At 35.4% G+C, this 21,844-nt stretch carries 21 protein-coding genes; 7 read left to right on the forward strand and 14 right to left on the reverse strand.

Features of this window, described 5'->3' with window-relative positions; translation table 11 throughout:
- The first annotated feature begins 987 nt into the window (after positions 1 to 987).
- The gene (locus NCCP28_RS14480; protein ID WP_248562110.1) at positions 988 to 1,782 is read left to right on the forward strand and encodes an endonuclease/exonuclease/phosphatase family protein; all 795 of its coding nucleotides are present in this window, start codon (positions 988 to 990) and stop codon (positions 1,780 to 1,782) included.
- A gap of 199 nt (positions 1,783 to 1,981) precedes the next feature.
- Here NCCP28_RS14480 and NCCP28_RS14485 read toward each other — a convergent pair whose 3' ends face one another.
- The 6 genes from NCCP28_RS14485 to NCCP28_RS14510 form a co-directional block, all read right to left on the reverse strand.
- Positions 1,982 to 2,182: a YwbE family protein gene (locus tag NCCP28_RS14485; RefSeq protein WP_248562111.1), complete on the reverse strand. Its 201-nt coding sequence runs from the start codon at positions 2,180 to 2,182 to the stop codon at positions 1,982 to 1,984.
- Positions 2,182 to 2,379: a hypothetical protein gene (locus tag NCCP28_RS14490; RefSeq protein ID WP_248562112.1), complete on the reverse strand. Its 198-nt coding sequence runs from the start codon at positions 2,377 to 2,379 to the stop codon at positions 2,182 to 2,184. The genes NCCP28_RS14485 and NCCP28_RS14490 overlap by 1 nt, the downstream gene beginning before the upstream one ends.
- A 259-nt stretch (positions 2,380 to 2,638) precedes the next feature.
- Entirely contained in the window at positions 2,639 to 3,241 is a 603-nt protein-coding gene (locus NCCP28_RS14495; RefSeq protein WP_248562113.1) for a response regulator transcription factor, read from the reverse strand.
- Positions 3,238 to 4,371, reverse strand: a complete 1,134-nt coding sequence (locus NCCP28_RS14500; protein WP_248562114.1) for a sensor histidine kinase — start codon at positions 4,369 to 4,371, stop codon at positions 3,238 to 3,240. The genes NCCP28_RS14495 and NCCP28_RS14500 overlap by 4 nt, the downstream gene beginning before the upstream one ends.
- Before the next feature lie 9 nt (positions 4,372 to 4,380).
- Complete coding sequence (locus tag NCCP28_RS14505) at positions 4,381 to 5,118, reverse strand: ABC transporter permease (protein ID WP_248562115.1); 738 nt, start codon at positions 5,116 to 5,118, stop codon at positions 4,381 to 4,383.
- Positions 5,119 to 6,018, reverse strand: a complete 900-nt coding sequence (locus tag NCCP28_RS14510) for an ABC transporter ATP-binding protein (RefSeq protein ID WP_248562116.1) — start codon at positions 6,016 to 6,018, stop codon at positions 5,119 to 5,121.
- Between the two features lie 243 nt (positions 6,019 to 6,261).
- Between NCCP28_RS14510 and NCCP28_RS14515 the strand changes: the two genes are divergently transcribed.
- Positions 6,262 to 6,513: a hypothetical protein gene (locus NCCP28_RS14515; RefSeq protein ID WP_248562117.1), complete on the forward strand. Its 252-nt coding sequence runs from the start codon at positions 6,262 to 6,264 to the stop codon at positions 6,511 to 6,513.
- Positions 6,514 to 6,994: 481 nt separating this feature from the next.
- On the opposite strand, the gene NCCP28_RS14520 is transcribed toward NCCP28_RS14515, so the two are convergent.
- Positions 6,995 to 7,648, reverse strand: a complete 654-nt coding sequence (locus NCCP28_RS14520; protein ID WP_248562118.1) for a cupin domain-containing protein — start codon at positions 7,646 to 7,648, stop codon at positions 6,995 to 6,997.
- Positions 7,649 to 7,814: 166 nt separating this feature from the next.
- On the opposite strand from NCCP28_RS14520, the gene NCCP28_RS14525 reads away from it, so the two are divergent.
- From NCCP28_RS14525 to NCCP28_RS14535, 3 genes are all read left to right on the forward strand, one after another.
- Positions 7,815 to 7,952, forward strand: a complete 138-nt coding sequence (locus NCCP28_RS14525; RefSeq protein ID WP_248562119.1) for a hypothetical protein — start codon at positions 7,815 to 7,817, stop codon at positions 7,950 to 7,952.
- A gap of 324 nt (positions 7,953 to 8,276) precedes the next feature.
- Positions 8,277 to 8,948, forward strand: coding sequence for an HAD family hydrolase (locus NCCP28_RS14530; protein WP_248562120.1), 672 nt, complete (start codon positions 8,277 to 8,279; stop codon positions 8,946 to 8,948).
- Positions 8,949 to 9,165: 217 nt separating this feature from the next.
- Positions 9,166 to 10,401 carry a mannitol-1-phosphate 5-dehydrogenase gene (locus NCCP28_RS14535; protein ID WP_248562121.1) on the forward strand — a complete coding sequence of 412 codons (1,236 nt, stop codon included), beginning with the start codon at positions 9,166 to 9,168 and terminating at the stop codon, positions 10,399 to 10,401.
- A 113-nt stretch (positions 10,402 to 10,514) separates the two neighbouring features.
- Here the strand turns inward: NCCP28_RS14535 and NCCP28_RS14540 are convergent, their stop codons facing one another.
- Positions 10,515 to 12,359, reverse strand: a complete 1,845-nt coding sequence (locus tag NCCP28_RS14540; protein WP_248562122.1) for an Ig-like domain-containing protein — start codon at positions 12,357 to 12,359, stop codon at positions 10,515 to 10,517.
- 511 nt (positions 12,360 to 12,870) lie between these two features.
- On the reverse strand, positions 12,871 to 14,328 hold the full coding sequence (putP, locus tag NCCP28_RS14545; RefSeq protein WP_282579579.1) for a sodium/proline symporter PutP: 1,458 nt from the start codon (positions 14,326 to 14,328) through the stop codon (positions 12,871 to 12,873).
- A gap of 252 nt (positions 14,329 to 14,580) precedes the next feature.
- Between putP and NCCP28_RS14550 the strand changes: the two genes are divergently transcribed.
- Positions 14,581 to 15,678 carry a DUF5050 domain-containing protein gene (locus NCCP28_RS14550; RefSeq protein WP_248562124.1) on the forward strand — a complete coding sequence of 366 codons (1,098 nt, stop codon included), beginning with the start codon at positions 14,581 to 14,583 and terminating at the stop codon, positions 15,676 to 15,678.
- Between the two features lie 225 nt (positions 15,679 to 15,903).
- Positions 15,904 to 16,875 (forward strand): nuclease-related domain-containing protein, encoded by a 972-nt coding sequence (locus NCCP28_RS14555; protein ID WP_248562125.1) that lies wholly within the window; start codon positions 15,904 to 15,906, stop codon positions 16,873 to 16,875.
- Positions 16,876 to 17,083: 208 nt separating this feature from the next.
- Here NCCP28_RS14555 and NCCP28_RS14560 read toward each other — a convergent pair whose 3' ends face one another.
- The 5 genes from NCCP28_RS14560 to NCCP28_RS14580 all read right to left on the reverse strand — a co-directional run bounded on the left by NCCP28_RS14560 (position 17,084) and on the right by NCCP28_RS14580 (position 21,733).
- Complete coding sequence (locus NCCP28_RS14560; protein WP_248562126.1) at positions 17,084 to 18,331, reverse strand: MFS transporter; 1,248 nt, start codon at positions 18,329 to 18,331, stop codon at positions 17,084 to 17,086.
- A 210-nt stretch (positions 18,332 to 18,541) separates the two neighbouring features.
- Complete coding sequence (locus tag NCCP28_RS14565) at positions 18,542 to 19,102, reverse strand: TetR/AcrR family transcriptional regulator (RefSeq protein ID WP_248562127.1); 561 nt, start codon at positions 19,100 to 19,102, stop codon at positions 18,542 to 18,544.
- 14 nt (positions 19,103 to 19,116) lie between these two features.
- Complete coding sequence (locus tag NCCP28_RS14570; protein ID WP_248562128.1) at positions 19,117 to 19,806, reverse strand: MBL fold metallo-hydrolase; 690 nt, start codon at positions 19,804 to 19,806, stop codon at positions 19,117 to 19,119.
- Between the two features lie 124 nt (positions 19,807 to 19,930).
- On the reverse strand, positions 19,931 to 20,920 hold the full coding sequence (gene bioB / locus NCCP28_RS14575) for a biotin synthase BioB (RefSeq protein WP_248562129.1): 990 nt from the start codon (positions 20,918 to 20,920) through the stop codon (positions 19,931 to 19,933).
- Between the two features lie 216 nt (positions 20,921 to 21,136).
- Complete coding sequence (locus tag NCCP28_RS14580) at positions 21,137 to 21,733, reverse strand: TetR/AcrR family transcriptional regulator (RefSeq protein ID WP_248562130.1); 597 nt, start codon at positions 21,731 to 21,733, stop codon at positions 21,137 to 21,139.
- Positions 21,734 to 21,844: the final 111 nt, after the last annotated feature.

A 21,844-nucleotide genomic window follows, 5' to 3' on the forward strand; every position in this document is an offset into this window, starting at 1 on the left:
AATCAAAAGCGGTTATGTTCTGCCTAACATATTGAAAAGAATTTCGTAAATACACTAAACTATAAACTGACTAGAAGAAGGTGGTAATCGTAAAGATAGAGGCATTAATCAATTGCTAGAGATGTACTTTCATATATTCAAGTACATTCTTCACAATAAAAAGCATATGTTATCAATTGAAAATTAACGAGCAATGTTTCCCGTTCTTCCATTTTGCGTTTAGACCAAAAATGGGTTTCAGCGGCTATAATGAATTCCGTGTATACTTAAAATAGCAAACCCAAGGAGAAGTCATCCAAGAAGTTAAAATTACCGAGAATTTATATGCCGATATCCAAGAAACTATTAAAAATGCAAAATAAAAGATTATGAAGCCATCTGTAAACTGATGGACAATTCTGATCGTATATTTGTTTTTGAAACAGGCAATCTGCAGATGAATTGCAGTGCATATTTTTCGGCATTTGTATGCTATAAGAACACAAAAAGAGGCCGAAATACTTGTCCAAAATTTAACTGTCAACGATTTTCTCTGGGGATACCCCTGTACTATTCTCTGCTGTACAAGCTTTAGTTGCCAAAGAAGTTCTCTTTGTCTCTGCAACAAATTTAAAAAGCAATAGGTTGCAGCAATAACGCCCTATCATCTCTATAAAATCAGTTTAGAAACAAAAATAAGCAATGAAGTTCCCATCAATACATTCTCCTCTTTTTTATAGTCGGAGAAATATTGTTCCAAAAGTCGATCATCGCTATACATCATCCATAAAGTGGAACTTCAATCAATCGGGGTTTTCTTCATCCCCCACTGATTGTCAGTTGAACCAATCAGGCTTTTACGGGCAAGTTTCTCTTTACCTAGATTTCTCGTTTTCTCTTATCATTTCTTAGGAGGAGGTCAAAAGCCCATTCATTAATCCATGACAAACAATAAATCAAAGCTTTAAATAGTTATGCCTATTTAAAGCCGCTTGGAGGCACTGCAAAATGAAATTGTTAACATTAAATTGTCATTCTTGGCAGGAAGACAATCAAATAGAAAAAATCCAATATTTGGCTAATGCTATTAAAGAAGAGGCCTATGATGTAATTGCCTTACAAGAGGTAAGCCAACTAATAGAGTCGGAAATTGTAAAAGAAGCCATTAAAAAGGATAATTTTGGGCATCTCTTATTGCAAGAACTAAAAAAGATTGGCATTACCGACTATTCATTTATTTGGGATTTCTCTCATATCGGATTTGAAATTTACGAAGAAGGTTTAGCCATTTTAACCAAACATCCCATTATAGAAGATTACTCCTTTTTTATTACAAACGGAATAGATACAAACTATTGGAAAACGCGAAAAATTGTTGGAACAACCATCAACTATCATAATAATCCCATTTCCTTTTACTCCTGTCATATGGGATGGTGGAAAGACGAAGAAGAGCCTTTTAAACAACAATTCGATTCCCTTCTGCAGCAAGTGGGTAAAAAGGAACTTTTTTTTCTTTTAGGAGACTTTAATAATAGTGCTACTTCCAAAGAGGAGGGCTATGACTATATGCTAAGCCGACATCTTTATGATACCTACACGCTAGCAGCAGAAAAAGATGCTGGCATTACTGTAAAAGGAAAAATTGCCGGTTGGGATACCAATAAACATGATTTGCGGATTGATTTAATTATGGCAAACAAGCCCGTTCCAGTTGAATATTCCCAAGTGATCTTTAATGATCGCAATAGATCAATCATCTCCGATCATTATGGCGTAGAAATTAAATTAGGATTATATTAAAAAAGGACAATCGCGTTATAGACTAATAACGCGATTGTCCTTTTTTAACTGGCTGTTTCTAAAAGATTGTTGTTTTTCAAATAGTTTCAATAAGTAAATCCATTATTAAAACAGATTGATTGGAGTGAAAAATGCGAGACTCCCTTCACTGCAATCAACCTACTCCTTTAAAAGCAACAACGTTTACGAAGACAGCCTTTTAATTAGTTGCTTTAATTAGCTGAACCCGTCCCACCTGGCCATCTTCTAGTCGCACCTTAATTCCATGAGGATGAAAAGGAGACTTTGTTAAGATATCTTTCACAATGCCCGCTGTTCGTTTCCCTGTTCTTTGATCTTGCTTCAGCACAATTTCTACACTGATGCCTGGCGTTATATCTTTTCTATTCTGACCGTTCATTATACACCTGTGCGTTTTCTTTGATTATTTGGCTTTTTCGTTTGCTGGCTGTTCATTTTTTGCATTTTTTGATTGCCGCCTAACATTGCTTTTCCGCCTTGCGCTTGCTGCTTTTTATTGGCAAGCTGCTGTTTCATTGCTTCCTGCAGACTGATTTTCTTTTTTTCTGTTTGTTCATTTGTATTATTATCGTTCAAGGAAATTTCCTCCATTATTATAGAAATAGTTTGACTCTCCTCATCATATCAAAGGTAAGTAGATACTTCCAATCCAAAATTTAGACAATAAAGTGAAACTTCAATCAGTAAGGATTTTTTTCATCCCCCACTTATTGTTAGTTGAACCAATCAGGCTTTTATAGGCAAGTTTCTATCCACCTAGATTTCTTATTTTTCTTACATACAATCCCTTATGTGGCGATCAACTGCCCATTAATGCGTGATAAATGAATTCTAGCTAAATCCATCCATTGCTTTTTGCTTTTGAAATGGCTTCTATTCTATTTTTCACTTCTAATTTATTTAAAGCTTCCGAAATATAATTGCGAATCGTACCAGATGACAAATATAATAAAGCAGAAATTTCTTTTGCTGTTTTCCCCTCTGCCACAAGAGCCAACACTTCCCTTTCTCTCTCTGTCAAAGGATTTTCTTTGCCCATATGCCCAAAAATCAATTCTGATGAAAACTCTCTTTTCCCTTTGACAACTTGGCGGATTGCCTCTGCCAATTCTTCACTTGGCCCATCCTTTAAAAGATAACCATGAACATTTGCTTTCAAAGCTCGTTCAAAGTAGCCTGGTCTTGCAAAAGTTGTCAGAATAACTACTTTGCACGCAGAACCATTTCTTTTTAACTCTTCTGCTACATCCAGCCCACTTCTTACAGGCATTTCAATATCTACAAGGCAGACATCAGGTTTTAACTTATTAATCAGCAACAGCGCTTCTTCCCCATTTTCTGCCTGGCCAACCACCTCAATATCCTCCTCAAAACCCAATAAAGTTCCAAGAGCTCCCCTCAGCATTCTTTGATCTTCCGAAATGATGATTCGAATCAAAATGCCATCCCCTCTTTTCTCTCTTTCACAATAATTGGAACTGTTATTTCTAGCAGTGTTCCATGATTTGAAGTGAAAGATAATTCTCCTTCCACTAGCTGAAGACGTTCCTTCATTCCATTTAGTCCATTGCCCAACAAGCGCTGGCCGGAAATTCCTATGCCATTATCTGAAATGGCTACTTCCACCTTTCCATGTTCTAGCAAAATTCTAACAGAACAGCATTTTGCCCCGCTATGTTTTATAACATTATTAATCGCTTCCTTTAAACAAAGACTTAAAATATTTTGCGTTAAATGAGGGATTTCGCTGACCTTTTTATCTATATCCATATCAAATCCTATATCAGCAGCTTCTAGTATCGTTTGCACCTCGACTAATTCTTCTGCAATTGTAATCGCCCTCATATCAGAAACCAATTCCCTAACTTGCTTTAAAGCACTGCGAGATATTTTTTCCATTTCCTTCGCTTCAAGCTTTGCCTGTTCTGGTTTATGAACGGCTAATTTTCCAACAAGCTGGCTCTTTAATGTCAATAAAGATAATGTATGGCCTAATGTATCATGCAAATCCCGAGCAATCCGCATTCGTTCCTCCCTTTTTACCAGCTGATTAATCTGCTCATTCGCCACATCCAATTGCTTTTCCAGGTCCATTCGTTTATTCATCGAGCGAATGCCAAATGGCGACATTAGCATAATCACAAAAAAAGGAAGATAATAAATCATACTGCCAAAAGAAGCATTGCCTACATAATAAAAAAGCGGAATAATCTGCGTTATAGCAAAAACAGCAAGCGCTTGATAAAAATGACGTTTATTTTTATAATAGCCGATAAAATTAGCAGGGAAAAATCCCATAAACAAAATATTGGGATTATAAAAGATGCTCAATAAAAAGATAATCCCCATTTGCACACCAATCCAGAATGTGTAAATTTTTTTATCCATATACATATACAACTGGCGGTAGGAAACTAGGAATAGCGCCAACAACAGATAACCAATTACACGTTTTACCCCTGTTGCTTGTGCTATATAAAAGGCTGGCAAAATAAGATACACTAAAAACATATATGGGAAAAAACCAAATCTTGCAGGAAATAGAACGATTCTTTTTTTAGCTTCCATACACCCTCCTTAAACAGCTTCTTGCTTTCTTCTTATATAAGTTGATAGTAGCATAAAAAGGAAAAGATATCCTATTACAAAAAGAAAATTACTGCTGCCAGGAATATTGCCCCTAATAATCTCCCATGCCCCATCTGCAAAATGATAAGAGGGGATCCATTTGGCGATTGTTTGCATTACATTCGGAAATATTTCAATGGGCATCCACATTCCACCAGTAATTGCTAATGCCATATAAATAAGATTGCTGACTCCAGATGCTGTTTCCACTTTTTTCATGGTTCCAATCACTGTGCCCATTGCCAAAAATGGCAAAGAACCAAAAAGAATCCATATTCCTGAAGTGATCCACTGCAAGAAAGTAAGCTCTACCCCATTTATCAGGACGCCTGCACTAAAAATAACCAAAATAGAAAATAGATGAATAGCAGTTTGTGCCATCATTTTCGACGCAAAATAAGTTCCCGTCGAAAGAGGTGTAGTCTTAATAAACCGTGTCCATCCTTCCGTCTGTTCCTGCACCAGCTTTATCCCCAATGACATAATAGATGAACCCATTACACTAAAGGTCGTCATAGACATTAAATAATGGGCTTTCCACACCTCTTGATTTTCCTGCGGTGTACTGATCACCCTTGTAAAAAGAAAATAAAACAAAATAGGCATACATAAAGACCAAAAAATATAATATTTATTGCGGAACATTCGAAGCAATTCCGCTTTTGTCTGCATAAAGAAGATATTCATTTACATCACTTCCCTTTTTGCTGCCAGTTCTGAAAGTGCCTCTTCCAAATTCCCTTGATGAACTTCAATTTGCGTCATAGATAGTTTGTTGGCGAATAAAACGTTAAGCAATTCATCTGTCTGATCTGTTAAAAGAACAACACGGTCATCCACCTGTTTTGCCTCTAAACAATGAGGCAGTTTACGATATATATCCAAAGAAACATTTTTGCCAGCTTGAAAAGAAATCCTTTGTTTCGATAATCTATTTTTTAAATCAAACGGGGTCCCATCTTCCATGATAGCGCCATTCTTAAACAAAATGATTCTTTCTGCCACTTCATCTGCTTCCTGCAAATAATGGGTAGTAAAGATGATAGTTTTGCCGCTGTTCTTTAATCTCTTCACCGTATCCCAAAAGTTCTTTCTTGCGGTAATATCCATGCCTACTGTCGGTTCATCCAAAAACAGCAAATCAGGATTTCCCGCTAATGCCAATGCAAAATTCAGACGCCGCTTCTGTCCTCCAGAAAGCTTCTCGGTTCGTTTATTCCAGTCCTTTTTCTCGAATCCCGTAATGTCCAATAAGTCAGTTGTTGCCATTGAGTTAGGATAATAGCTCTGCACTAAAGAAATAATCTCTTTTACCTTTAAGCTATCCATCACACTCACTTCTTGAAGCATACAGCCAATGCGCTCTTTTACCTCTTTCCGATTTGGATTTTTCCCAAATACCATAATCTCTCCATCAGTTGGCCTTACTAGACCTAACATCATTAAGATAGTGGTTGTTTTTCCAGCACCATTGGCCCCTAATATTGCTACAACTTCTCCCTTGTTTATAGAAAAAGAGATATTCTCAACTGCCTTTTGATCAGCAAATACTTTTGAAACATTAGTCAACCGCACAATATTATCCATCTCTCCACCTCCAACGCTTTATAGTTACATTCTATGAGAATATAAAGCCATTGATTAGTTGTGGATGTCATCAAATGCAAATGACAAATGTCATAAAGTGTTTCTCCCTGCCTAGATTTTCTGTTTCCTCTCCTCATCCCTTAAGTAGGAGCAAAAGCCTGTTAATGTGTAATAAATAGGAAATACTATCACCATTTATTCATATATATGAATAGGTTAACTACCGATAATGGGGGGCTGCTTATGAAAAAAAGAAAATATCATCTTGAACCTGGATATATAACAATTCCTGATGCCAATAAGATTGTATTGCGGATATTGAGAATTGTGAATCAGAAAGATCAAACTCATTATAGAAAAATTCTTGCAGAAGCAAAAAAAGGATTATATGGAGGAAGAAAATACGGAGAGCGAATATACACAGTACGCAAAAAAGATATTATTCAATATGCAGAAGAACTTCTTCGAGAAGAACAAAAAAGCTATTTCACTTAGCAGTTGCAAAAGATCTAAAAGAAATAGAAAAACAAAAACAACTGCCGCCCATTAATCATGTCACCGCTGAAAAGATTAGAAATTCTCTTACCTTCTTAAAATTTCATGCGATCATTTCCAAAGATGCCTATCAAAATGGTCAGCAGCTATTAAACATACGATTAAGAATATCCGATTTTTAAATCGGCTCTCACTGACGATTGTTAGCAGCTGCCAATAGCGAATTTTGTCGAAAAATAGCTACTTCAGAAAAACTGAACCAAAATACCAGAAAACTGACACAATAATAAAAAAAAACGAAACAATGCACTAGCTTTTCCGGATTTAGATAATAGAAGCATAATCTTAATTCTGATTAAAAATAAGTCAGAAACTTGGCCAACTACAGGCAAAACAATAATTCCGCCAATATTCTGTGCTTTTTGATATGTAATTGACTTTGCTAGAAATGCTTTTCTAATCAAAGCCAAAAGAATTTAGTTTAATATCCTTGTGTATACTGCGAATGAACGGGATATCCTTTCTGATAGGCTGATGCATGCGGAGCATATCCACCTTGATAATTTTGTTCATAATTTCCATAATGCGCTGGCTGCTGATTTCGATTGCAATTTTTCGATGGTCCAATGAAAACAGACTCTTTAATCGGAGCAGTCGCCTTTTTCCATGTATTTACGTCCATGCAATACGTATGCGCCATCAAATCAGGCGGCGTTAATCGCAATAAATCTGATCCTAAGATAACCTCAGGCGTTTTAGCATCAAATATAGCCAGCAAATGGGTATTATCGGTTGTTGCCACCTCATAATGCCACCAGCCTTGAGGAACATTTGCAACTTGGCCAGGAGTTATCGGATAGTTTTGAATTTGTTTTGTAAAAGGATTCAGCAGCGAAACAGTTGCAGCCCCAGAAATGCAATACACCAACTCTGCTGCATTTTGATGAACATGAGGTTCCACCACATTATTTTTGCTGATATAAATATCCAGCAATGAAACATTTTCCAATGTATTTAGCTGTGCAATACCTAACACATTAATATAATTATTACTATCCTTCGTAAATAATCTGCTTTTATTGACATCTGCCGTAAACTTTGTTTTTGGCGATGTATAATCAAGATATTTAGCCATCCCAATTCCCACTTTCCCCGCGTCTTTTTCCCAGCTATTGTATGGATGCAACTAAAATTAGTGCCCGTACAGAAGAAAATAGCCAGCCCAAACTGCAAAAGTATACATGTTTAAATACTTTAAAATCGTCTATATATAAAGTAACTATCGGAGGAGGTTTTTGATCATGAATATAGAAAAACTAAAGGACAAAGCCATCGATGCAGCTAAAAAAGCACAGAAAAATGAAAAAGTTCGTGAAAAGGAAAAAGAAATGGGTGTGAATGCAACCGAGAAATTGAAAGAAAAATTGGGAAGGAAATAACAAAAAAACCTTGTGATATTCGGAAATTATCCATTTATCACAAGGTTTGTTTTTTGCATTTTTACTAATTAAAAGACACGAAAAAAATAAAATAAACAAATTTTTTAAATTTTTTATGCGAACGATTCCATTATTGTTACATAGATGTTTTCCAATGTTATATTTTATCACATGGACAATCGAATTCCACTGTCCCTTCTTGAATAAGATATCGATTGATGTTACGGTTATATTAGACATTCGCAATTTTCAGTGAATTCTAAGCTGGATTTTAGTTTTTTTTATGAAAATTCATTTTAATTTGAAGGGAGAAATGAAATTTATATGATTAAAGCTATAATTTTTGATTTTGATGGAACAATTATTGACACGGAAACAGCATGGTATATCGCTTTTAGAGATGCTTATAAAGAACACGGTATTGATTTAACATTAGAAAAATACTCAGAATGCCTCGGCACTAGTCTTCATTCCTTTAACCCTTACACTTATTTAAGCACACATCACAATATTCCAATAGATTTAGATGAATTCAGAGAAACCATTCAAAATGCACACACTGGGATGATGGAAAAAGAGTCCATTCGACCTGGCATCTTAACTTACTTAAAAGCAGCCAAAGCAAGTGGATTAAAAATTGGGCTAGCGACAAGTTCTGAGCTAGCATGGATCGAAAAGTTTGTAGATCTTCTTGGCATCAGAGACTACTTCGACTGCTTTTGCACAGCAGACAGCGTCAGTAATGTAAAACCAGATCCTGAACTATATTTACAAGCATTAGATTGTCTAGGCGTTCAAGCAAACGAAGCGATTGCAATAGAGGATTCTCCAAATGGCTCACGCGCTGCAGTGGCTGCTGGCATTCATACTGTTGTCATTAAAAATACTATCACCGAGCAATTGCCCTTCGGAACAGGCCACCACACTATTGACTCATTAGAAAACTATGAATTGAATGACCTATTTGAAACCATTATTCAAAAAATCGGAAAATAAAAAAGGCAAAATACCTTGCAACACAGCTAAAAAATTTTTTTATAAAAAGGTAGCATATACTCAGGATGCAGCAGAAAGGATGTTCATATCGCTGCTCTTAAATACCAGCTAATTCAACTTGTTTACATGATATTGCCGAATATTTCCTCCTCTATACTTCTTAGCATCTCATTCTCTGCTTATCTTTCGAATTATCCAATAAAAAAGGAGAGTATCTATGAAAAGGTTTGAACAGGATCATCCCAAATTAAATGAACTTACTTGTCCCACTAAGCATAAGCCCCATGCTGTGCATTTTGGGGCAGGGAACATTGGAAGAGGTTTTATCGCATTGCTTTTAACCAAATCAGGCTATGATGTTTGTTTTGTTACACGCAACAAAAAGAAAATCTCCCTACTTCAGCAAAAAAAACAGTACTCCGTATATATCGCCAATCCATCAATTGATGAATTACTCGTTAAAAATGTTACAGCCATTTCCTCACAAAACAAAAAAGCGGCAGCTAAACTGATCGGGGAAACAGATTTAATTACTACTGCAGTTGGGATTGCCAATTTGCCAAATATCGCAAAAAATATTGCATCTGGCATCGAACGAAGGTTAAAAAGCAATAATACAAATCCCCTTCATATCATTGCTTGCGAAAATGCGATTGGCGGAAGCTCACAGCTAAAAAAATGGGTATATGAACAACTTCCCGAAGAATTACATGAAAAAGCAAATCGTTTTATTGCATTCCCAAATGCAGCTGTTGATCGAATTGTTCCTGCAAAACCTCATCCAGACCCACTTGCTGTAACAGTTGAACCTTACTTCGAATGGGTGATTGACCGTTCTGCGATGCTTGGAGGACTGCCCGAAATAAAAGGTGCAACATTGGTAGATTCCCTTGAAGCCTTTATTGAACGAAAGTTATTTACTGTCAATACTGGTCATTGCTTTGCTGCATACTATGGCTATTTAAAAGGGTATTCTACCATACAAGAAGTAATGGCTGATGCAGCATGCAAAACTGAAATTAAAAAGGTGATGCAAGAAACGGGAGATATACTCACAGAAAAATATGATTTGGATGAACAAACTCATAAAAAATATATTGATAAAATTCTTCATCGCTTTACCAATCCTAAACTGATTGACAAAGTCGTGCGGGTTGGACGCTCTCCCATTCGCAAGCTTTCCATTAGCGATCGCCTTGTTCGTCCGACTCTTTTAGCATATGATTTAGGCCTCGATGTATCGAACCTAATAAAAGGAATAGCTGCTGCACTGCTGTTTGACTATGAAAAAGATCCAGAAGCGGTCAAATTAAATCAAGCTATACGGAAAAATGGCATTCATCAAGTTATTGCCAAATATTTAGGAATTCCAAGCTCCCACCCTCTTCATCAAAAAATCGCCAATAAATATGATGAATTTAAGCAAAGATATCGCCTTATACAAGAAGCATGAACTTTCTCAGCCAATGAAATTTCTTTTTATTAAATAGATAAACTCGAAAAAACTTTCAATAAAAAAGATGATCTGTAATGTTGAATCTACAGATCATCTTTTTATTGAAATTTCTAATTTACTTTTACGCTTTTTGCACTGCTTTTATTTCCAGCTGCATCGCTTGCATACACATTTAATGTAGAGCCTTTCTTTTGGGCTGCTATTTTTACTTTATAGTTCCCTTTGCTGTCTGCTTTCCCTGCTCCAAGCTTTTTGCTGCCATTGTAAATAGAAACAGTTGCACTCTTTTCTGCTTTACCTGTCACTGTTGTCGTTTTGCTTGTTACTTTATTGACAATCGGTGCACTTGGCGCTGTTTTATCCAGTACTTTCACTGTTTTGGTGCCGCTCTTATTTTTTGCTGCATCCACTGAGTAGACGCTGATGGATGTTCCTGCTTTTTGCTTTGATATTTTAATAGAATATTTTCCATTGCTAGGCACTGTTGTTTCGCCTATTTTTTTGCTGCCCACATACGCATATACCTTTGATTTTGCCTCAGCAGTTCCCGTTATGGCAGTAGACTTATCGGAAACTGAATCTACACTTGGCGTTTTCGGTGCTGTTTTATCTAATACTTTTACTGTTTTATTAGCACTTGTATTCCCAGCTTTATCAACGGTATATACACTGATGGATGTTCCTGCTTTTTGCTTTGATATTTTAATGGAATATTTTCCGCTTTTTGCTGTTGCCTCTCCTAACTTCTTGCTTCCTGCATATGCATATACTTTTATGTTCGACTCTGCTTTTCCTGTAATCACAGTAGATTTATCAGAAATTGTATCAACGGTTGGTGTTTTGTCTAGGAAAGAAGCTTTTAGGCGGTAATTAGCTTTTGTAATGCCACTCCAAGAATACGGATCTATATAAAAATAATAAGTTCCCTTTGATAATTCTTCAGAAATAATAAGCTTTGATCCTCGAGAACTAGCATAATCGTAATTAATTTCATTCCCATATACATCATATAAAGATATATAATATCCACCTGTTGTATTATCTAAAGTAATACTAACATTTCCGCTCCGATTTGTTGTAAATTGGTAAACATCTCTATCTAGACTAGAATAGCTACTAGATGAGTAATATTTATTTGAAACGATAGACAGGGAGGTTTCTTTCGTTTCATTCGGCTCAAAGGTAGAAGTACTTCTATTAATAGCACCTGGATAAGTTACTTTTAATTGGTAAGTAGCTCCAGTAATTCCACTCCATGAATATGGTTTAATCTCCAAATAATATTTCCCTTTTTGTATTTTTTCTAAAATTCGAAGTTTTGCTCCTCCTGTACTATCATAATCGTATTCAACTTCATTTCCATATTCATCATATAAAGACATATAATATCCACCTGTGATATTTTCCAGTGTTACATACACTTCTCCATCTTTATTTGTTGTAAAATTGTATATATCCCTGTCTATATTCGAATCACTTGCGGATTTATATAGTTGGCCAGATTTGATTGATAAACCCGTTTCAAATGTGTCGTTAGGTTCAAAAGTAGCCGTATTCCTTTTAAAAGAACCAGCATAAGTAGCTTTCAATTGATAAGAAGCACTTTTAATTCCACTCCAAGAGTATGGTTTAATTTTCACATAATAAGTTCCCTTTGAAACTTTCTCATAAATAGCGAGTTTTGATCCTTTGGTACTATTATAATCGTAATCTATCTCATTTCCATTTGCATCATAGAGCTCCATATAAAAACCACCTGTCGTTTGATCAAGCGTTATATATACTTCTCCATCTTTATTTGTTGTAAATTTGTATGTATTTTCAGCGTTTACTGAGGCAATTGTTCCTTTTACCGCAACGCCTGACGAAATACTATAATCTTTTGCATGCGCTAATTCACTTGAAAATAAACCAATAAGAATAAGAAAAAAAGCTACACTTAAAATACGTTTCATTTTATTTCCCCCTACCTATATTCTGTTTCCTTTTTGTTTGTCCCTTGCTATAGTTAGCATTCTCTGTCTATTAAACAAACAAATATCCCTTATAGATCGATTAACTAGTTTATTTTACCACATACATTCCTAATTTTATCCAATAACATTTCAAAAACCGGAACTTTTTAACTATTCTTTGTATTTTTTTGTAAAATAAATAGCTATCCCCCAAAAAATCGAAGCAAAAAATAGCCAAACTGAAGCAATTTCACCATTTTTATTGCAGCAATGCCTTTATCGTATCTATTAATGTTTCATTTATCTTCCCTTGGTCTATATATATAGTAAAACCAAAGGAGGTTGTTCTAAAAAATGGTAGAACGCAATGATCTGAAAAACAAAACAGTTGACCGTGTAATAGAAACGCCAAAAGAGGAAAAAGAAAAGAAGTCGGATAAAAATAAAGAAAAAAAGGATTAAAAACAAACCCCTTAGCGCAAAAAAACTAAGGGGTTTGTTCCTGCTTCTTTTATGAAGAATGTGTATAATCATCAAACTCTTTATTCATTTCCACACTCGGTGCTTCCGTCAACAAGCTGACTATCCAAATAGCAGCTAATCCTACGAAAAATCCTGGAATAATCTCATACAAACTAGTAACCAGTATTGGAATATTAGCCCAAATGATAACAGTTGTCGCTCCTCCAATAATTCCAGCAAGGGCTCCCCATTTATTCATCCGCTTCCAGTACAAACTTAATAAAATAACAGGACCAAACGAAGCGCCAAAACCTGCCCAAGCATAGCCTACTAAAGATAGAATCGTGCCATTTTTATCAAATGCAAGGATAACAGAAACAGCAGCTACTGCAAGAACAGCAAACCTGCTGATAAGTATAAGTTCTTTATCTGTTGCAGATCGGCGGAAGAATGTTTTATATACATCTTCTGTTAAGGAACTTGCCGTTACAAGCAGCTGGGAAGAAATGGTACTCATAACAGCGGCTAATAATGCAGCTAATAAGAATCCAGTAATAAGAGGATGAAACAATATCTCGCTCAGCTTAATAAATACTGTTTCAGGATCAGATAAATTAAGCCCTTGCTTTGAATAATAAGCCAAACCTATAAATCCAGTAAACATAGCTCCTCCCACTGAAAAAATCATCCAACTCATTCCTATGCGTCTTGCTTTTTTAATTTCTTTTACAGAAGAAATCGCCATAAACCGCACAATAATATGAGGCTGTCCAAAATAGCCTAAGCCCCATGCTAACAAGGATATGATTCCTAGTACTGAAGTTCCTTTAAAAATATCGAATAATTTCGGATCTATCCCTTTGATTTCATTAAACGCTGGTCCAATTCCGCCAATTTCCATAATCGTAACAGCAGGCACAAGAACAAGTGCAATAACCATTATTAATCCTTGCACAAAATCTGTCCAGGTTACTGCTAAAAAGCCGCCAAATAATGTATAAGCAATTACAACTGCCGCAATAATCCAAAGACCTACTTTATAATCTAGATTAAAGGTTGTCTGAAACAGAACACCGCCTGATACCATTCCAGAAGAAACATAAAATGTAAAAAATACGATAATAACAAGTCCTGAAGTTAATCGCAAAAGATTGGATTTATCACCAAAGCGATTCTCCAAATAAGCTGGAATAGTCATAGAATTATTGGCATGTTCTGTGAAAGTTCGGAGTCTAGGTGCAACATACAGCCAGTTTAAATAGGCTCCTATTGTTAAACCAATAGCAATCCATGATGCGCTTAAACCTTGTACATACATAGCGCCGGGAAGCCCCATCAAAAGCCATCCGCTCATGTCCGCTGCACCTGCACTTAATGCGGTAACAGCAGGACCAATTGATCTGCCTCCCAACATATAATCGGATAGATTCGACGTGCGTTTGTAGGCAAAGAAACCAATCACCAGCATGCCCACCATATAAATACTGATAGAAATTAGAATCCCGATATTCAAACTTCTGCCCCCTTCTTGTTGTAATAAGATAATTGCTAGATTTTTCTCCCAAACTACTAATATAACAGAAAATTATCAACATTCCATGTTTTTATTTATTTTTTAATATTTATATTAGCTATTTGCATAGAAAAATTATCTTTTTTAAACTGCTGCAAACTTATAAAAGTAACAAAATAACATTCAATTATGCTAAACTATCAATTAGGTATTTTTAACTATTTAGTCAAAAAAGGGGAAATCTTAATGAAAAAATACTTTCATTTATTACTAGCAGGAATATTATTGTTTTTACTTTTTCCTGCACCATCTCAAGCAAAGTCAACAATGATTTATTATCCTGTAACAAGTACAGATAAAATTAGTGCAGGCATATATAAATCCGCTCCTAACGGAAAAAGCAGTGCAGTATTAAAAGAAAAAACATATACATTAAAATCAACCAAAACTCCGCCTCTTAAATTGGCTGATTTCACATCAGCAGATATAAACAATAAGATTGCTACAAAAAAAGATTTTGAAAAAGATACGTATATGAATAATATGCCGATTGTGGATGTACAAGCAGCAGGATCAGATATCTACTTTACCAAATTTCTATTTAGCGGTTCCTACAATGGATCTTATTGTGGCGGAGGTTCTGCTGATATATTAGAAATCTATAAACAAAACAGCAAAGGAAAAATAACAAAGGTAACGACAGATAAAATATCAACAAACACAGACAATGCTTTTACTGTCAGCGGAAACTATATCTATTATGCCAAAGTAGAAAAAAATGGCTTTTCCAAATTTACTATTATTAAATCTACATTAGACGGAAAAAAGAAAACAACATTAAAAAAAGCAGTGGATGATTTTTGGATAAGCGGAAATAAAATCTACTATACAAGCAAAAATGCATTATACAGCATGAACTTAGATGGAAAAAAAGATACAAAAATTTCTAGCATCAAAGCAAAATTGTATAATATATCTGGCTGCGATGAAGGCAATTATGCCGTTTCAAATAATGGCATCTCTTATTTTGACTATAACAGCGATGCACCATACAACTACTATTTTGACTTCAGCAAAGGAACGGTAACAAAAATAAAAGAAAAAACAAAAGATGGAAACTACCCTTATGTTGTGGACGTAGATTTAAGCAAAAAACGCTATATTGGAATTACGTGGAATGACGATATCGAAAACAGCAATATAAATGTTTATAATTTCGATGGAAAGCTAATAAAAAAATTAATGACAACTGATTTTTCTAACCTAGCCATTCACTCTATTGATGCTAAAACAGGTGTATTGCTGTATGTTCAAGGGGAGCAATTAAAACAAATAAAATTTTAATATAGAATTGGTGGGAGCGAGCGTATTCCCGCCTTCTTTTCTATCGTTTTTTGTCGAAAAATAGCTATTTCAAGTAAAATTGAAGCTAAACTTCCGCAAACCGCAACATTGCATATACAAAATGATGCAATCTAGGCGCATACCTCTTTTTTTCAGAAGAAAAGAAGGATTTCCCTCGACTTTATAGAACCTATTACATGAAAAAATTAATATCGGAGTGATGACATGATTGCAAAACGCCTTGAAAGACCCCTTCTTATTCCTAAACTGGAAACATTGCTAAAAAGAATTGTCCCCAAACATGAAAAAATCCCTCTTATTCAATCTGATTTGCATAAACTAGCAGCTGGATATCGCGGAGAACAATCTCTGCACTTTGCATTTAGTTTTTTGCCGGAAAATAAATATTATATTCTTCACGACTTGCGCCTATTTGATGGAAAACACTATTTTCAAATCGATGTATTAATCCTCTCCACCAAATATCTTCTTTTATTAGAAGTTAAAAATATTTCTGGAGAATTGCATTTCGATACGGCATTTAACCAATTGATTCGAATAAAAGGTGAAAAGAAAACTGCTTTTCCAGATCCTCTAACGCAAGTAAAAAGACTAAAACTACAATTACAGCAATTCTTAAAATTAGATGAATCGATCCCTATTTATAGTTTAATTGTGATAGCCAACCCCTCTTCCATCATTACTGCAAACCGCTCCCAACAGTCTCATATTCTTCACAGCAGCTACCTTCCCTTTCAAATGGAGCAAATCTCTGAATCCATATCCCGCCATGCACTGGATGAACATTCCATAAAAGCACTGATCAAAAAAATAAAAAAGAAGCATATGCCTTTTCATTCCTCCGTACTATCAAAATATCAGCTTGAATCAAATCATATACAAAAAGGCGTTATCTGCAAAAACTGCGGTTACCTCCCAATTAACAGAATAAACGCAAACTGGCATTGCCCCAAATGCGATTTTAAAGACAAAAAGGCACATTTACGGGCGCTGAAGGACTATTATTATTTATATGGAGATACTATTACCAATCAACAAGCTAAAAGGTTTCTGCAAATAGATTCCACCTCTCTTGCCATTAGACTATTAAAACCAGTCTCTGCCAAAAGCTCCTTAGAAGGGAGAGGAAGAACTTATTTCCTCTCTATAAAAACACTTTCTAAATTGGAAAAATAAAGTAAAACCTCAATCAATAGGGGTTTTCCACATCCTCCACTAATGGTTAGTTGAACCAATCAGGCTTTTACGGGCAAGTTTCTCTCCACCTACATTTCTCGTTTTCTCTTATCCTCCCTTAGGTGGGGTCAAAAGCCCGTTAATGCGTGATAAAAAGAATTTAGCAGCAAAAATAACCTTTATTTGCAGTATATAAAACACCGTTAGTTTAAACTAGTTTATCCTTCTTCCATAAAAAGACGAACAAAAAAATACAGCAAACAGAACAAATAAGAGCTAGAGCACCAATCATTCCATACCCAACCTGCAATCCAAGAATATTATTTTTCCCGCCTCCGATAGAATCAATAATAAAACCGATGAAAAAACTGCCGATTACACTGGCAATCCCCATTAATGTGACCGTAAATGTAATAGCTGTTCCCGTTCCTTTCGGATACAGTTTCGTCAATAATGCCATAACAGTTGGATAGATGGGAGCAATTCCAACGCCCGCAAGCGCAAAAAGAATGGCCCCTTTTTCTCCTACAATCACTGCAGATAAACTGCATATACCGGACAAAAAGGCAAAAATCATAATGGAGAGAGTATAGCCAATTTTATCTGTAATAGGCCCAAGCAATAGTCTCGCTAAAGTAAAAAACAGAAAAAATAATGACAGCATCTCCGCGGCACCCTTCAAACTCCAGCTGTATGATTTGACCAAAAAGTTAACAAGCCAGTTGCCCACAGAAATTTCTGATACAATTCCAAAAGAAAGAATGGCTACAATCAGCCATGCAACTGGGTCGCGAACAAGAGAATGATATGAAATCACATCTTCTTTTTCTGCATGCTCTTGTGGAAACTTTCCGAATAAAGACGGGATGATCGGCAAAAGAGAAACCAATAACATAATAAAATACATTCCACGCCAGCCAAGTTCTCCGCTTCCTGCATTCCATGTCATCATCGACGAAGCAAAAATAGGTGCTACTATTGAACTTAATCCATAAAAAAAGTGAGAAAGATTCATCATCATTCCAGTATTTTTTGTAAAAATGCGAGCTGCCATAATGCCTAGGCCAATTTCAAGCATACCGTTCCCAATATATAAAAGAAAATAAGAAGCAGACAGAAAAAAATAAGCATGAGAAAAATACATGCATACACCTGAAAAAGCCATCGAAGCAAAAGCAATAATCCCTGTCCACTTAATGCCAATTTTATTAGATAATGCAGATGTAAAAGAGCATGCTAAAAGATATCCCAGAGAGTTTAAAGCAAGCAAAAAACCAAGCTGGGCTTCACTTAAACTAAAGTCGGTCTGAATCTTTGGTATAGCAGGACCCTTTATATTTTCAGATAAGCCAAAAATAAGGAAGCCGCCAAAGACTATTGACAATAAAATATAATAATTAAAATCTGCATACTTACTTAAATTTTTGGATACAGCTTTATAATTCGGATCTTCCATTCTACTCCTCCTATTGTCGTTTAAACTTGCAAAACACTATTAATATACGAGAAAAAATGATTTAATCCTTCTCTCCAATTTCAATATACATGCAGCCTTCTAGTTTTTTTTGTCTATTTTTATCACAAAATAGCTATCCAGACTAAAAATGAAACAATCTTAGCAAAAGTCGGAGCACATTCTTAAAATTTTGGAGCAGCAATAAACAATCTACTCTTTTATCCCCCGCAAAAATGCATCTACTAAAAAAATAAAGCTTTTATCCGTATCTACTGGCAGGCCGAAACCGCCTTTTAATTCGATAGATGCAAATCCATGCAATAAGCTGCGAAATCCCCTGATGGCATGGATTAATTTCTCTTCGGCTAAACCAAACGGACTTAGAATTCCCCTAATTAGTGCAATTATTTTATCTGCCATATTAACGATGTCCTTTTGTTTTGGATTAGGAGCCTTGATTGTTAATTCATACAGTCCAGGATGATTTCTTGCAAATTCGATGTAAGATTTGCTTAAAGCATGGATTGCTTCTTTTTTCTCCAATCCTAGTGTAGCCTCTTTTAATTGAGCATAAAAATTCTCAAGCGCCAACAATGTTAATCGATTAAATAATTCCGACAAACCACTGATATGATTATAAAGAGAGGGCGACTTTATTCGCAAACGTTTTGCCAAATTCGCCATTGTGACTTCCTGCAATCCATTTGCATCTGCAATCTCTGCTGCAACTCTAATAATATCATCTACTACAATTCCTGCTCTTTTTGACATTTCCCCTGCTCCTTCTATTTAGATAGCAACTTCTTTAATTGATTCTGTGGATTCTTCAGCAAATCTCCATGTCCTACTGCTAAAAGAGAAATATCACAGGCTAATACTTTTTCGGCACTTTTTAAGGCTGCTTCCTTATTCCATGTTGCCATCGCAGGAAAAGGAAATACTATTTTCCATTGTCCAGAAACGGCTAATCCCCCTTTTATTTGAAAAGCATCACCTGCAATGAAACTATGATCTCGTCTATCTAAAAAAGCCATGCTTCCAGGAGTATGGCCAGGCATACTCACACATATGAGGGAACCGACGCTATCTCCATCCTTCAGCAGAATATCTGGTTTTGTGCAGATATTCTTTGGCAATCCCCCTCTAAGCTTATGCGGCTCTTCTTCCTTTAAAATAGAGTGGTCCCCTTGCAGAATTCTTGCATCCCTTTCAGAAATATATACAATTGCATCAGGAAGATTTTCCTTTAAAGCATCTAAAGAACCAATATGGTCGCCATGGGCATGTGTTAAAACAATTTTTGTAATGGGTTTTTTTATATTTTTTGCTGCCTCTAAAATGTGCTTATAGCTGAAAGAAAGAGCAGCATCAATTAATGTCAATTCATTTTCTTCCTCAATAAGATAGCAGTTCACAGGGAATATCTTCGGAAAAAAAGTTAACTGATACAAATGATTATGCTTTGTTATTCTCATTTTTTCACTCCTTAAGATAAAACTAATGGTATTAGTTTCATCTTAACTAATACCATTAGTTTTTACAAGGGGACATTTGCATCCAGCCCCCTTTCCCATAACTTAACTCCTTGCCTTTACAAGCTTATAAAGCACAAGTTTCTATTTCAAATCCTAAATCTTCTATCAACTGATGATCTGCCTCGATTTGCTGCCCTTGAGTGGTTAAATAGTCGCCAATAAAAATAGAGTTGGCTGCATAAAGAGCCATTGGCTGCAAGGATCTTAGATTTATTTCCCTTCCTCCTGAAACGCGAATCTCTTTGTTTGGGCAAATAAAACGGATTAAAGCCAATACTTTTAATGCTTTTAACGGCATGGTAAGGGGAAGATTTCCTAATGGAGTGCCTGAAATGGGATGAAGAAAATTAACAGGGATGCTGTCTACTTCCAATTCCTTTAATGCAAAAGCCATCTCTACAATTTGTTCATCCGTTTCTCCCATGCCTATAATTATTCCAGAACATGGAGAAATATTTGTATTTTTTATTAGCTGTATCGTATCAGTCCGCTGATCATATGTATGAGTTGTTGTAATATATTCATGATGATTCTTATGTGTATTAATATTGTGATTATATCGGTGCACTCCCGCTTCTTTTAGGCACTCAGCTTTTTCTTTAGTTAACAGCCCTAAACAAGCGCATATTTTTAAAGAAGTGGTCTCAGTAATTTCTTTCACTGCTTCCGCAATTTGTTCAATTTCCCTATTGGTAGGTCCCCGCCCACTTGCCACAATACAATAAGTGCCAGCTTTTCTCCGAATTGCTTCTTTTGCCCCCTCTATAATGGTTTCTTTATCAAGAAGAGAATACTTTTCTACTGCTGCTTCTGAAACGATCGACTGGGAACAATAACCACAATCTTCTGGGCATAGGCCGCTTTTTGTATTCAACAGCATATTTAATTTCACTTTGTTTCCATAAAAATACTTCCTAATTTGATAAGCTGCATTCATTAGCTCAAGAATCCGCTCATTCTCTATTTGCAGAATCCCTAAACCTTCCTTCATTGTAATAGCATTTAATTTCAATGATTTTTTGACTAGGTTTTCTAAATCTAAACTGCTTTTCATCTTTAGCTCTCCTTTTTATGTTAACTAAATATATTTATAGGTTAACATATTTAAACAGTAAAAGACAGCCTGTGCTTACATAGATTAAACTTATCAAATAGACATGTCGTCTTTTGTCGAATAATAGCTATATCGAAAAAAATCGTAGCAAACACCATAAAAACCGCAACAACCCCCGCAAAAAAGGCATGGCAATTTAATCTGCCATACCTTTACTTACGAATACTTAGCAAAATAATGAGAAAATAAATGATCTATCTGCTTTTCAATCGGAATAGGATTCCATATAATTGGAGCATTTTGTTTGCAAGCCATCAAAATCGGAAAAAAGAAGGCTGCATGGATTTGCATCATCATCATAGTTAAAATATCTGAATCCTCTACCCCAGTAATTTCTTGAATCGTCATTTTGATTTTATTTAAACCCATTGTTTTCATAAAATTTTTATAATCTAATTGTGATTCAAAAGAAATATCGCCTTTGCCAAGCATTTCTCGAAGCAGCTCTGGATATACGATAATAGAGTTTATATAATGAAGCAAAAAGGTTTTAAATCTTTCCTTTGGCGGCATAGAATAATCATCTAAAATGGAAAAAGCTTCTTGAAAGGAAGCGAGAAGAACTTTTAATGTTTCATTGATCAATTTATCTTTTGATCCAAAATAATAATTAATCAGCGCCAAGTTCACATCGGCTGCTGCAGCTATTTTACGCAATGTTATCTTTTCTAGTCCTTCTGTTTTAATCAGCTCTAATGTCGCATTTAGTATATTTGTTTTGGTAGTCCCATCTTTTTCGGAGCTTTTTGTCATCGTTTAACTCCCCTATTTCTAAACTCAAATCAATAAAATCCGTTTATTTTACTATAACGATAATATGCTTTAGCTTTTGGGTCAAGGGATGATGCTCTTATTATTGCAAAC

Origin of the sequence: Niallia sp. NCCP-28 (assembly GCF_023168165.1) — a bacterium.
Lineage (GTDB): Bacteria > Bacillota > Bacilli > Bacillales > Cytobacillaceae > Niallia.

What these genes read in the sequence shown, in the direction of transcription:
- NCCP28_RS14480 (WP_248562110.1), top strand. Translation starts at nt 988, where the DNA reads ATGAAATTGTTAACATTAAATTGTCATTCTTGGCAGGAAGACAATCAA.
- NCCP28_RS14485 (WP_248562111.1), bottom strand. Translation starts at nt 2,182, where the DNA reads ATGAACGGTCAGAATAGAAAAGATATAACGCCAGGCATCAGTGTAGAA.
- NCCP28_RS14500 (WP_248562114.1), bottom strand. Translation starts at nt 4,371, where the DNA reads ATGGAAGCTAAAAAAAGAATCGTTCTATTTCCTGCAAGATTTGGTTTT.
- NCCP28_RS14505 (WP_248562115.1), bottom strand. Translation starts at nt 5,118, where the DNA reads ATGAATATCTTCTTTATGCAGACAAAAGCGGAATTGCTTCGAATGTTC.
- NCCP28_RS14510 (WP_248562116.1), bottom strand. Translation starts at nt 6,018, where the DNA reads ATGGATAATATTGTGCGGTTGACTAATGTTTCAAAAGTATTTGCTGAT.
- NCCP28_RS14515 (WP_248562117.1), top strand. Translation starts at nt 6,262, where the DNA reads ATGAAAAAAAGAAAATATCATCTTGAACCTGGATATATAACAATTCCT.
- NCCP28_RS14520 (WP_248562118.1), bottom strand. Translation starts at nt 7,648, where the DNA reads ATGGCTAAATATCTTGATTATACATCGCCAAAAACAAAGTTTACGGCA.
- NCCP28_RS14525 (WP_248562119.1), top strand. Translation starts at nt 7,815, where the DNA reads ATGAATATAGAAAAACTAAAGGACAAAGCCATCGATGCAGCTAAAAAA.
- NCCP28_RS14530 (WP_248562120.1), top strand. Translation starts at nt 8,277, where the DNA reads ATGATTAAAGCTATAATTTTTGATTTTGATGGAACAATTATTGACACG.
- NCCP28_RS14535 (WP_248562121.1), top strand. Translation starts at nt 9,166, where the DNA reads ATGAAAAGGTTTGAACAGGATCATCCCAAATTAAATGAACTTACTTGT.
- NCCP28_RS14540 (WP_248562122.1), bottom strand. Translation starts at nt 12,359, where the DNA reads ATGAAACGTATTTTAAGTGTAGCTTTTTTTCTTATTCTTATTGGTTTA.
- NCCP28_RS14550 (WP_248562124.1), top strand. Translation starts at nt 14,581, where the DNA reads ATGAAAAAATACTTTCATTTATTACTAGCAGGAATATTATTGTTTTTA.
- NCCP28_RS14555 (WP_248562125.1), top strand. Translation starts at nt 15,904, where the DNA reads ATGATTGCAAAACGCCTTGAAAGACCCCTTCTTATTCCTAAACTGGAA.
- NCCP28_RS14560 (WP_248562126.1), bottom strand. Translation starts at nt 18,331, where the DNA reads ATGGAAGATCCGAATTATAAAGCTGTATCCAAAAATTTAAGTAAGTAT.
- NCCP28_RS14565 (WP_248562127.1), bottom strand. Translation starts at nt 19,102, where the DNA reads ATGTCAAAAAGAGCAGGAATTGTAGTAGATGATATTATTAGAGTTGCA.
- NCCP28_RS14570 (WP_248562128.1), bottom strand. Translation starts at nt 19,806, where the DNA reads ATGAGAATAACAAAGCATAATCATTTGTATCAGTTAACTTTTTTTCCG.
- bioB (WP_248562129.1), bottom strand. Translation starts at nt 20,920, where the DNA reads ATGAAAAGCAGTTTAGATTTAGAAAACCTAGTCAAAAAATCATTGAAA.
- NCCP28_RS14580 (WP_248562130.1), bottom strand. Translation starts at nt 21,733, where the DNA reads ATGACAAAAAGCTCCGAAAAAGATGGGACTACCAAAACAAATATACTA.